The sequence below is a fragment of the Streptomyces sp. W16 genome (genome assembly GCF_033194735.1).
GTDB lineage: Bacteria > Actinomycetota > Actinomycetes > Streptomycetales > Streptomycetaceae > Streptomyces.
Genome location: NZ_JAWOAI010000309.1, coordinates 1 through 12,011, shown reverse-complemented (window position 1 = coordinate 12,011; position 12,011 = coordinate 1). Strand labels below are relative to the sequence as shown.

Genomic DNA, 12,011 nt, shown 5'->3' with positions numbered 1-12,011 from the left:
GGACGCGGCGACGGGGTCGGGGGTGGGGGTGGTGGCGGGGTCGGCGTCGGGCGCGCCGTGCACGACGACCCATCGGTCCGCTCCCAGCAGCGGCGCGACGTCCGCCGGCGGGGCGCCCAGCAGCAGTCGTACGAGCGCCGACGAACGGTCCGCTCCCGTGCGGCTCTGGTGTTCGCCGGTGAGGAGGGAGAGCAGTACGGCCGCGACGGAGGCGATGGTGTGGTCGCCGGGGTCGCGGTGCGGAGCGGCGACACCGAGGACGAAGCCCTGGCCGGTACCGAGGGCGTAGGCGGCGAGGTGGGTGCCGGGGACTGTGTCGGTGGCGGAGGTGGGGGAGGCGGCGGAAGAGGGTGCTTCGGTGGGCCGTACCACCCGTGCCAGCCCCGCCAGAGCGTCCGCCCCCGTGGTTCCCCGTCCCGCCGCCGCGATCTCCGTGCCATCCGGGCCGTACAGCACGGCACGCCCGCTGACCCGCTGCGCGAGCTGCCGTAGCACCGAAGGCACCGGATCGGGGCGGGAGGCCGCTGCCGCCAGGCTCTGCTGGGCCTCGGTGACGCGGCGGAGTTCGGCGAGGCGGGCCTGTGCCATCAGCTGCCAGACCGCGCGGGCCACGCGGGAGAAGGGGGTGGGCGGCGGGACCTCCAGGAGCGGCAGGTCGTAGTGGTCGCAGGCCGCGACCAGGGCCCTCGGTACGGTGTCGTGGATGGGCGCGACGCCGAAGCCGAGGGCCACACCGCCCGCCTCGACGATGCGGGAGACGTAGTCGGCGAAGTACGTGCCGGAGCCCGCCGCCTCCGGGATGTGGACGCCGGCCGTCAGCAGCAGCTCGCCGCCCAGGAGATACGGATACGGGTCCGGCATCTCCGAGGTGTGCGCCCAGTGGATGACGGTGCCGGGGTCGGTGGGGCCCGCGATCTGCCGCAGCCCCAGGTCCTCGCGGGCCAGGAGGGCGGCGAGGGGTACGGGGGGTGTGGGCGGAACCGTGAGGTCCGGCATGGTGGACGTTTCCTCCATCACCTCGTGCTCGGATGGATGAAACGTACACTTCGCAGCCGCTTTCCGGCCACCTAGGGTCAGTCGCGACGCAAGCCCCCCGAGAGTGCGCGAAGGAGGCCCCCGTATGGCCGTCGACTACACCGTCATCGTCGTCTACCTGGCCGGCATGCTGGCCATGGGCTGGTGGGGCATGCGCCGCGCCAGGTCTAAGAGCGACTTCCTGGTCGCGGGCCGCCGCCTGGGACCCGTCATGTACTCCGGCACCATGGCCGCCATCGTCCTCGGCGGCGCGTCCACCATCGGCGGCGTGGGCCTCGGCTACCAGTACGGACTGTCCGGCGCCTGGATGGTCTTCACCATCGGCCTCGGCCTGCTCGCCCTCTCCGTCTTCTTCTCCGCCCGCATCGCCCGCCTGAAGGTGTACACCGTCTCCGAGATGCTCGATCTCAGGTACGGGGGTCGCGCGGGAGTGATCTCCGGCGTCGTCATGTGGGCGTACACCCTCATGCTCGCCGTCACCTCGACGATCGCCTACGCCACGATCTTCGACGTCCTCTTCGACATGAACCGCACGGTCGCGATCGTCCTCGGCGGCTCGATCGTCGTCGCGTACTCGACGCTCGGCGGCATGTGGTCCATCACGCTGACGGACATGGTCCAGTTCGTGGTGAAGACGATCGGCGTGCTGCTTCTGCTCCTGCCGATCGCGGTCGTCAAGGCGGGCGGGTTCAGCGAGATGAAGGCGAAGCTGCCCACCGGGTACTTCGACCCGCTGGGCATCGGCGGCGAGACGATCTTCACGTACGTCCTGATCTACACGTTCGGCATGCTCATCGGCCAGGACATCTGGCAGCGCGTGTTCACGGCCGGCAGCGACAGGACGGCCAAGTGGGGCGGCACGGTCGCCGGCACCTACTGCCTCGTCTACGCCCTCGCCGGCGCCGTCATCGGCACGGCGGCCAAGGTCCTCTACCCCGACCTCGGCAGCGCCGACGACGCCTTCGCGACCATCGTCAAGGACGAACTCCCGGTCGGCGTAAGGGGATTGGTGCTCGCGGCGGCCCTGGCCGCAGTCATGTCCACATCCTCCGGCGCGCTGATCGCCTGCGCCACGGTCGCCAACAACGACATCTGGTCGAAGCTGCGCGGTGCCGTCCGGCGGGACAGCGAGGAGGAGCAGCACGACGAGGTGCGCGGCAACCGTGCCTTCATCCTCGTCATGGGCGTCGCGGTGATCGTCACGGCGATCGCGCTGAACAACGTGGTGGAGGCGCTGACCGTGGCCTACAACCTCCTCGTCGGCGGTCTCCTCGTCCCGATCCTCGGCGGCCTGCTGTGGAAGCGCGGCACCGCACAGGGCGCGCTCGCCTCCGTCGCCGTCGGCGGCCTCGCGGTCGTCGGCCTGATGGCGACCTACGGCATCCTGGCCAACGAGCCTGTCTACTACGGCCTGTTGTCGTCCCTGGTCGCCTACGTCACCGTGTCGCTCGCGACGCCGGCGACCGACGCGGCGGTGCTGGCCGCCTGGCGGGAACGGCTCGCCGGGCGCGGTGCCCCCGAACTCGCGTCCGAACCGGTCGCCGCCCACCAGTAAAGTCGTAGCCAGCCGTACAAAGCCGTAAAAAAGTCCATACGCGACGAAGCGTAGGAAAGAAGGCAGTGCCCATGACCAGCAACGAGACGCCTCGCGGCCCCGTCGACTCCTCGCGCACCCCGCGCTACGCCGGGCCCGCGACCTACGCCCGGCTGCCGCGCCTGGACGAGGTGGGCAGCGCCGATGTCGCCGTGGTCGGGGTGCCGTTCGACGCCGGTGTCTCCTACCGGCCGGGCGCGCGCTTCGGCGGCAACGCGATCCGCGAGGCGTCCCGGCTGCTGCGGCCGTACAACCCGGCGCAGGACGCGTCCCCGTTCGCGCTGGCGCAGGTCGCGGACGCCGGTGACATCGCGGCGAACCCGTTCAACATCAACGAGGCCGTCGAGACCATCGAGGCCGCGGCGGACGAACTCCTGGGCACCGGCGCGCGGTTGATGACTCTGGGCGGCGACCACACCATCGCGCTGCCGCTGCTGCGCTCGGTCGCGAAGAAGCACGGCCCGGTGGCCCTGCTGCACTTCGACGCCCATCTCGACACCTGGGACACGTACTTCGGCGCCGAGTACACGCACGGGACGCCGTTCCGCAGGGCAGTTGAGGAGGGGATCCTCGACACGGAGGCGCTCTCGCACGTCGGCATCCGCGGTCCGCTGTACGGCAAGCAGGACCTCAAGGACGACGAGAAGATGGGCTTCGGCATCGTGACGTCCGCGGACGTCTACCGCCGGGGCGCCGACGAGGTCGCCGACCAGCTCCGCCAGCGCATCGGCGACCGTCCCCTCTACATCTCCATCGACATCGACTGCCTCGACCCGGCCCACGCGCCCGGCACCGGCACGCCCGAGGCCGGCGGCCTGACCTCGCGCGAACTTCTGGAGATCCTGCGCGGCCTGGCATCCTGCAACCTGGTGTCGGCGGACGTCGTCGAGGTGGCGCCGGCGTACGACCACGCCGAGATCACGTCGGTGGCCGCGTCCCACACCGCGTACGACCTGATCACCATCATGTCCCGTCAGATTGCCGAGGCTCGTTCGAAGTGACCCACGACCACGACCTGGAACTCCGTCCGACGGCGGCTCAGACGGAGGCCGCGCTGAATCCTCCCCCCGGCCGCAACGGCGGAGACCTGGTCGTGGAGACCCTGGCGGGCCTCGGCGCCACGACCGTCTTCGGGCTCCCCGGCCAGCACGCGCTCGGCATGTTCGACGCCCTGCGCCGCTCCGACCTCCGCTACATCGGCCTACGGGTGGAGAACAACGCGGGGTTCGCGGCGGACGCGTACGGCCGCATCACGGGTGAGGCGGCGCCGCTGCTGCTGTCCACGGGCCCCGGCGCGCTGACGTCACTGGCCGCGCTCCAAGAGGCGCGGGCGGCCTCGGCCCCCGTCCTGGCGATCAGCAGCCAGATCCCGACGGCGGGCCTGGGCGGCGGTCGCCACGGCTTTCTGCACGAACTCCCGGACCAGTCGGCCTCGTTCAGGGGCGTGGTGAAGTCGGTCCACACCGTCCGCACCCAGTCACAGATCCCGTCCGCGATCGCGGAGGCGTGGAAGTCGGCGCTGACGGCTCCGCACGGCCCGGTGTGGGTGGAGATTCCCCAGGACGTGTTGCTGGCGCCCACTCTGCTGCCAGTGGTGACGGCGGTGGACGCGACCCCGGAGGACCTGGTCCCGCGCCCCGAACTGACCGCCGTAGCAGCGGACTTGCTGTCGCGCGCGGCGCGGCCCGCGATCATCGCGGGCGGGGGAGTCGTACGGGCGGACGCGTCGAAGAAACTGCGGCAACTGGCGGAGAAACTCCGGGCCCCGGTGGTCACGACCCCCGGCGGGAAGGGGGCGTTCCCGTGGAACCATCCGCTGTCGTTGCAGTCCTGGCTGGAGGACCGCCACACGACGGACTTCCTGGAGGACGCGGACGTACTGCTGGTGGTGGGCTCGGGTCTGGGTGAGCTGTCGTCGAACTACCACACGTTCAGGCCGCGCGGCCGGGTCATCCAGATCGAGGCGGACCTCGGCAAACTGGAGTCGAACCACCCGGCGTTGGGCATCCACGCGGACGCGTGGCACGCGGTGCAGGCGCTGTTGGAGACGGTGACGGAGCGGACGGACGCGACGGCGGAGGGCCGGGTGGGGGAGGTGCTGGCGCGGGTTAGGGAACGCATCTCCGCTCAGGAACTGACCCTGGAACAGGGCGTGTTGGAGTCGGTCCGCAGGGCCCTGCCGGCCGACTCCCCGTCCTTCTGGGACATGACGATCCTGGCCTACTGGGCCTGGTCGGCGTTCGACGCGAAGGGCCCCAACCATCTCCACTCCGCCCAGGGCGCGGGCGGCCTCGGCTACGGCTTCCCGGCGGCGCTCGGCGCGGCTGCGGCGGATCCGACGCGGCCGGTGCTGGCGGTGTCGGGTGACGGGGGTGCGCTGTACTCGATCGCGGAGCTGGCGACGGCCAAGCAGTATGACCTGAACGTCACTTGGCTGATCGTCGACGACGGCGGCTACGGCATCCTCCGCGAATACATGACGGACGCGTTCGGCGAGGCGACGGCGACGGAACTGACCCGGCCGGACTATGTGGCGCTGGCGGAGTCGTTCGGGGTGCCGGGGGTGCGGACTTCGCCGGAGGCGCTGGAGACGGATCTGGCGAAGGCGCTGGGGACGCCGGGGCCGTCGGTGGTCGTACTTCCGGCTGTGCTGCGGATGTTCGCGGCTACGCACCTGGACTGACGGACAAGCCCTGTCCGGCGCCGGCAGTCAGGTGGGGGTCGAGTCGAGGAAGTTCGGATTCCGGGTCATAGGGTCAAGAGTCGATCAAGTATTTGGCATGACATCGTCAGGTGGGGGTTGCTGATCCATAGTTGGGGCCACGTGTCTCGCAGGGGGCTGGGCACGAAATGAGTGCGCGGTATCGCCGCGCCTCCGGGGGCGGGGGATTCGTTTTGTTTTCGCGACATTTTTCTTTGCTGCTCAGACAACCCATTACTCAGAGAAATCGGCGCGGACGCGCGAGGGCGCGGGTCGTCGTGCTGGGTGCGGGCCTGGCGTTAGTGGCGTCCGGCGGCGGCGCGGTGGCCATCGCATCGGGTGACACGGACCGCGGTGCGCCGTTGGCGGCTTCCGAGCAGACAGACCGCACTTCGGCTCTGGCGTCGGCCAAGGCGCGGGACGAGCGGGTGGAGATCACCGCTGAACGGACCGAGAAGTCCACCGCGTGGGCCAACCCAGACGGGACGTTGACCACCGACGTGTTCAGCGGTCCGATCCGGGTGCGGGAAAACGGTTCGTGGACGCCGGTGAGTACTGCGCTCGCCGATACGGGGGACGCCGTCACTCCCAGGGCGACCGTGGCAGATCTGAGTTTCTCCGACGGAGGGCCGGGCCCCTTCGCGCATGTGGCTGACGGTTCCAAGGCGTTGGGTCTGTCGCTGGGCGACGACCTCCCTGTCCCCTCGCTGGCCGGAGACACCGCCACGTACGCCGACGCGGTGGCGGGCGGAGACCTTGTGGTCACAGCCCTCCCGACCGGATTTTCGGAGCAGGTCGTCCTGCACCGGCGTCCGGACGGGCCGCTGACGCTCCGTATCCCGCTCACCCTCTCCGGTGGGCTGAAGGCGTCCCAGGACGCGAACGGCCATCTGACGCTGACCGACGCGTCGGGCAGGACCGTTGCCGACGCTCCTGCTCCGCACATGTGGGACTCGGCTGTGAACGAGGCTTCCGGCCTGGCTGAGAACGACGCCAAGGTGGACTCAAGAATTGAGGACACCCCGGGCGGACAGGTGCTCGTCCTCACGCCGGACACGGCGTTCCTGAACTCGCCGGACGTGACCTACCCGTTGACCATCGACCCGACCACCACGCTCGCGGTCAGTACGGATACGTGGCTGGAGAGCCCGAACTACACCGATTCACAGCGTTCCTCCGACGAACTGCGTGTCGGCACCTACGATTCCGGCACGCACCGGGCCCGCGCCTATCTGAAGTTCGACACCTCGGCGTTCATCGGCATGCACATTGTGGACACCGATCTTTCCCTGTACTCGTACTGGTCCTCCACCTGCTCCACTGCGGGATCCGGGGTGCGGGTCCGCAGAGTGACCTCTGCCTGGGACTCGACGGCCATCGCCTGGGACGACCAGCCGACCGTCACCAGCGCCGGAGAGAAGGTCAACACCGCCGCCCACGGCTACAACACGTCCTGCCCGGCCGCCGGCAACCACTGGGACATCGACGCCATCGTGCAGGCTTGGGCCGACGGAGCCGAGAACGACGGTGTGCAGTTGCGCGCGGTCGACGAGAGCGATCCGCTCACCTGGCGCCGTTACCGCTCCGCGAACTACGTCAGCGGGGACAGCAGTTATGAGCCCCACCTCACCGTGAACTACCGTGACGATTCCGAGCTGGCTGGCATTACCGACTCCGCGTCGCTGACGACTCCGGTAGTGGCAAAGGGAACGGTCGACAACTCGGACGGTACGGCGGCCTCGGGTGCCGATGTCGTCCTGTACGCATGGCCGAGCAACGAAGTGGACGACGCTCTCGAAGAGGGCGACTACGTCAAGCTCCAACCGGTCGCCAAAGCCGTCACCGACAGTTCAGGCGGGTACGAGCTGAGGATTGCGGCCCTGTCCGCCCTCAGCGCGCAGGCCGCTGATGACGGGACCGTCAACTTCGAGGCCATAGCCAGTTCCGGGAGGAAAGCGGTCTCGTACAACTTCGGGCGCAGACTGGTCACTTCGTCCTCGGTCGCGAAGGTCCTTGCCTACAGCACCGCCTCTACCGCGGCGGACACTTCGGCCGACGCCGCCGCCCTTCAGGCGGATCCGGAAGACGTCACTCTGACCCTGGACTCCGAAGCGTCGTCAGCTCCGGCCGAGGATTCCACGACCGATGCGACAGAGAATCCCTCGGCAACCCCGACCCCGGTCGCGGATCCCAGCGAGGTGACGGGCAGCGACGAGGATCCGGAGGAAGTCGAAGCCGGTGTCTCGAAGGCGTGCGGTATCAGACTCCTGAAGAAGATCCCGCCGAAGTGGGTGATCATCGGCCAGACCTACAGCAAGACAACAGGGGTGGCTCACACCCTGTCCTACACATCAGGTGCTTCGTCATCCCTTGGTGTCGGGGTCTCGGCGTCCGGTACGTACGGCTCGTACTCGGCGGGAGGAAGCATGTCCAAGTCGAGTTCGACCACGACGCAGTACCCGAACTACGGGAACAATACCGGCGTTTATTACAAGACGCAGTTCAGATACGGTAAGTACATCGTGGGATGCGCTTATGCCGACCCTTGGTACGAGGTACGTCCGAGAAGTTATGCGGGTGGGGCCGACACCAGTTCCGCCCACATTCCGAATGCGACACACTGCTTCAAGTACATCAAGGGCAGCGTTTTCACGAAGACGAGATCCAAGGCAATCACCTGGACCAACGGGGCGAGCCTCACGAGTGTGATCGGCATTGACCTGTCCGCGGAAACGGGTTACTCATCGGATACCACGGTGGTGTACACGTTCAACAAGACCCGTCATCTCTGCGGCACGGGCGGTGATCCGGGCAGTGCACATCCGTACAACTTCGTCGCCAAGTAGCAAGGCGGCCGCGGTGCTGCTGCTGGTGCTCGTTCTGGGCGCCGGCAGCGCGTGCACAACGTCGTCGGGCGCGGGTACGAACGGGCCGCTCGAGAACTCGGGTGTCGCGGACGGCACCAAGGTCTGCGTGCCGGTGAAGACCGGGACGACACTCGCCTTCGGCGCTGAAATACCGCGCAACACCGGTCACGAGGACGTGGTGATCGACGGGGTCGGTCTGGCTGCCCCGCACGGACTCCGTCTGGTCGAAGCAGTGCTGGTCGCAGCCCGCGACAACCTGGTGGGCCTTGAGCTGTATCCGCCGTCCGACGAGCCGGGGTTCGACTGGGCCGGGCGGCGTCCGGCCGTCGGCGCGACGCTCGCTCCCCAGGCGAAGTCCGCCGAAGCGGAGCCCGGATCCACGCAGTCCGCCGGTACGGCTTCCGCGTCGGCTTCGGCTCCGACGCAGACCAGCACTTCGGGGTCCTCGGGGACCGTGCGCAATCTTGTGGTGGCGATACGTGTCACTGGTACCGCGAGAGCCCAGATGTCCGGCGTGACGGTGACCTACCACGTGGGAGGCGCCACATATCAGTGGCGTGATTTCACCGAACTCGTGGTCGAGACGAAGAAGAGCCGTTGCTGAGCCGCTGTCGATCGATCCTGTTGGCGGTCCTGATTCTTGTTGTCGGGACCGCGGCAGGTGACTCGGGTGTCTCCGCCGTCCCAACGTCAGCGGTTCCTCCGGCTGACGCGGTGGTGGCGCTGGTCAACGCGTCCTCGCCGGCAGGCGATCTGTTCAACGGTCAGTTCTGCGGTGGCGTGCTCGTCGCCGAAGACCTGGTGCTGACCGCCGCGCACTGTGTCCACGCAGCACGGCACAGTGCGGTGGACGCCGTCGTGGGGGCCGACAATCTGTGCCGCGATGCCCCGGTGGGGGGACAACGACTGAGAGTCGACCGCGTGATCGCGCACCCTCGGACGAGCAGCGGAAAGGTGGTGGACGCCGCGCTGCTGGTTCTGGACGGCAGCGCTCGGACGACCCCGGCAAGACTGCCGGGCCCCGCCGATCAACCGCCGGCCACCGCCACCGTGTTCGGCTGGGGTCGCAATGGGTTCGGCGGGGTCGCACCCTGCCGCCGCACCGCGGTCCCGCTCCGCTTCGTAGCCGCCGATCGCTGTACGGAGGCCCAGCGCAACCTGGACATCACGCCGAACCCCGCCTGGCAGTCGTGCGCGCTGCCGGACAGCGGCGCCACCCGCAACACATGCACCGGCGATTCAGGCAGTCCCGCGCTGGCGGGCAGCGCCCCGCCCACTGTCCTCGCGGTGGTGAGCTGGGGGCCGAGCTGCCGGGTCGACGATGTCGGCGTATACGTACGTGCGGCGGCGCTCCGCTCATGGATCCTGACGGTCGCCTCGACAAGGGCACGACCAACCCTTGGTTCCGGCGGCTTGTCAGCGCCACGAGGACGCGGCCCGACTGGGCCTCGCTCCGCGGTGACGGCAGACGACTGATGGACCTCGAACCGCATCTCGCGGAAGTCGTCGACCAGCTCCGGCTGGTCTTCCCCGCCGGTGTCCGAGAGGACGACGCGGACTACGGTCCCTTGCTCGTGATCCTCTCCGACCTGTTGGCCGAACGGAACCTGGGCGTGGTGGTGGAGGCGGCTTTCGGCTTCGACCGACATGTGGTGCGCAACCGGGCGGCAGGGGCCCTGTCCTACGGGAAGCCGCCCGCCGAAGAGGTGGAGCGGCTCAAGGAACGCATGACCGGGCGGGGTTGGTACCTGGAGGATACGGAAGGCTGTCGGTCATCCTGACGAAGGACGCCCGGTGGGTGGCCTCCGAAGTGGACATCCGCCACATCAGGGATGTCTGGGAGGAGCGGGGAATCCACTGCTCGTCGACGGCGCTGCGTTTCGTCGAGCAATTCAACGGAACCGGCTTCGATTACCCACGCCATCCGCTCGATCCGGGGACACACAGCTGCGAACTGAACGCCGAGCGCGCCAGTCGCATGGTCAACGGCGAAAAGCTGAGGGGATACGAGCGGCGAACAGGAGAGAAGCTGACGCCCGTGGGCACCGCCGCTTCCGGTGCTCTCGTGCTCCTGGTTGCCGAGGGGGGCCGGACGTACGGCGCCTACGACACGTTTCTCGCCCTCTACGGCGGGAGCCCGGAGGAAGCATTGACGCACCTGGTCGACAGAGTTCGTCCTGAACGGCTGGACTGATGGCGGTCCCGCAGGACACCTACCGCAGAGGTCGTCGGCCACCAGGAACCGCCGGTCGCGCGCGGCCCCGTACCGCCCGCCTGGTGGTATGCCGCAGGCGGGCGGTACGCGGCTGAGCGGTTTCCGGCTACCAGATCGCCTCGACCCACTCCGGGTGGTCGATGAACGGGTTCCGGTTGTGCTGGTACGTGTCGTAGATGACCTGGTTGCGCTTCTCCTCGAAGGCGCTCGGCGGGTCCGCCTCGTTCCAGGCCTTGAGGACGGAGAGCTTGCCCATGTAGGGGTTGCTGCCGTTGCCCACCTTCTCGTTGGGCTCCAGGTCGGCGAAGCCGTCGTCGCCCTCGTAGCGCACGGCCATGTAGAGGATCATGCGGGCCACGTCGCCCCGGTCCGCCGCGCGGGGCGCGAAGGAGTCGGAGTCGACGGTGCTGCCGCCGCCGTTGGTGACCGCGCTGCCGCCGTTGTCGAAGTCCAGGTTGCCGCGGATGCTGTTGACCTGGACGTCCGCGGGACGCAGGTGGTGCAGGTCCGTGCCGGGGCCGGTCACCTCGCCGAAGTCGCCGTGGGACTTGGCCCAGGTGTGCTCGCGGTTCCAGTCGCCGACGTCGCCGCCGTTGAGGGACTTGGCGCGGGAGACACCGCTGTACAGCAGGATCACGTTGCTGCTGTTGTTCGGGTCCTGGTCGGTGACCTTCAGGGCGTCCCAGACCGCGGAGTACGAGATCTTGGTCTGGCTGCTGATGATCGTGTGCAGCGAGGACTTCAGGGTCGTACCGGTCTTGCCGACCGCGTTCTTGTAGTACGTCGTGTCGTACGCGGTCGTTGTGGCGGCGGCCGGGGTCGCCGTCAGGGCCGGGGCGGTGAGGCCGACCAGGACGGCGGCGGTCGTCAACGCCACCGATTTCCAGCGGTGGATGCGCGTCGCAAGCATAAAGAGTGTCCCATCTACGCGGGTTGAATGGGGCGGCAAACGGGAGCGTGACATGCACATGCGGTCCTGTAAATAAACGAGACGTGTCGATCAGGTGACCGGACGCGACAATTTGCCCTGTGTCTACGCGAGTTGACGTACCAAAACGGCCCCCGACCGGTGGGTCGGGGGCCGTTGGCCGTTCGCTGTCGCCTACGTGCGTGTCACTTCACGTCCGACGGGTCCAGCCGGTACAGCGTCGACGTGTTGGTCGTCGACGTCGTGGAGGACGAAGAACTCGTCTCCGTCGACGCGCTCTTGTCGTACGCGCTCTCCTTCACCGCCGTCGCGTTCTTCTGCACCCACGCGGTGATCTCGGTGTTCAGGGTGCTGTTGCCGCCCATCCCGCCGCCGCCGAGCTGGATGTAGTGCAACTCGCCCTTCCTCACCAGCTCCTTGAGCTTGGCGAGGGTCATCGCCTTGTCGGAACCGGTGAAGCCCCACATGGAGATGACGGGCTTGTGGGTGCTCAGGATCAGCTGGCCCGCGCTCTGCGAATTGGACACCGCGAGCAGCCACTTGGCGCCGTCCTGGTGCTTCTCCAGGTACGAGACGAGCGCGCTGGACGTGGTGCCGCCCATGCCGCCACCGCCTCCGCCGCCGAAGCCGCCGCGCGTACCGCCGGTGGCGCCGCCCGGAGCCGTACCGGT

The 12,011-nt window shown here is 68.5% G+C and carries 10 protein-coding genes and 1 pseudogene; 8 read left to right on the top strand and 3 right to left on the bottom strand.

The annotated features are described in order from the left end of the window. On the bottom strand, positions 1-996 hold a 996-nt coding region (locus tag R6V09_RS32855), incomplete at its 3' end, for a PucR family transcriptional regulator ligand-binding domain-containing protein (protein WP_317885102.1). Between the two features lie 124 nt (positions 997-1,120). On the opposite strand from R6V09_RS32855, the gene R6V09_RS32850 reads away from it, so the two are divergent. From R6V09_RS32850 to R6V09_RS32820, 8 genes are all read left to right on the top strand, one after another. Next, positions 1,121-2,590 carry a sodium:solute symporter gene (locus R6V09_RS32850; RefSeq protein WP_317885101.1) on the top strand — a complete coding sequence of 490 codons (1,470 nt, stop codon included), beginning with the start codon at positions 1,121-1,123 and terminating at the stop codon, positions 2,588-2,590. Positions 2,591-2,661: 71 nt separating this feature from the next. Continuing rightward, positions 2,662-3,630 (top strand): agmatinase, encoded by a 969-nt coding sequence (gene speB, locus R6V09_RS32845; protein ID WP_317885100.1) that lies wholly within the window; start codon positions 2,662-2,664, stop codon positions 3,628-3,630. Next, positions 3,627-5,312, top strand: coding sequence for a thiamine pyrophosphate-binding protein (locus tag R6V09_RS32840; RefSeq protein WP_317885099.1), 1,686 nt, complete (start codon positions 3,627-3,629; stop codon positions 5,310-5,312). The genes speB and R6V09_RS32840 overlap by 4 nt, the downstream gene beginning before the upstream one ends. Before the next feature lie 131 nt (positions 5,313-5,443). Beyond that, the gene (locus tag R6V09_RS32835) at positions 5,444-8,176 is read left to right on the top strand and encodes a DNRLRE domain-containing protein (protein WP_317885098.1); all 2,733 of its coding nucleotides are present in this window, start codon (positions 5,444-5,446) and stop codon (positions 8,174-8,176) included. A gap of 13 nt (positions 8,177-8,189) precedes the next feature. Then, on the top strand, positions 8,190-8,801 hold the full coding sequence (locus R6V09_RS32830) for a hypothetical protein (protein WP_317885097.1): 612 nt from the start codon (positions 8,190-8,192) through the stop codon (positions 8,799-8,801). 110 nt (positions 8,802-8,911) lie between these two features. Beyond that, on the top strand, positions 8,912-9,673 hold the full coding sequence (locus R6V09_RS54710) for a S1 family peptidase (protein WP_442810200.1): 762 nt from the start codon (positions 8,912-8,914) through the stop codon (positions 9,671-9,673). Then, positions 9,556-9,978, top strand: coding sequence for a hypothetical protein (locus R6V09_RS32825; RefSeq protein WP_317885096.1), 423 nt, complete (start codon positions 9,556-9,558; stop codon positions 9,976-9,978). Before R6V09_RS54710 ends, R6V09_RS32825 begins: the two co-directional genes overlap by 118 nt. Positions 9,979-9,995: 17 nt before the next feature. Beyond that, entirely contained in the window at positions 9,996-10,391 is a 396-nt protein-coding gene (locus R6V09_RS32820) for an SUKH-3 domain-containing protein (protein ID WP_317885095.1), read from the top strand. A gap of 127 nt (positions 10,392-10,518) precedes the next feature. Here the strand turns inward: R6V09_RS32820 and R6V09_RS32815 are convergent, their stop codons facing one another. Next, a complete protein-coding gene (locus R6V09_RS32815; protein WP_317885094.1) occupies positions 10,519-11,322 on the bottom strand; it encodes an endonuclease I family protein in 804 nt (267 codons plus the stop codon). 203 nt (positions 11,323-11,525) lie between these two features. Continuing rightward, positions 11,526-12,011 (bottom strand): annotated as a pseudogene (locus R6V09_RS32810) (hypothetical protein); the annotation flags it as partial.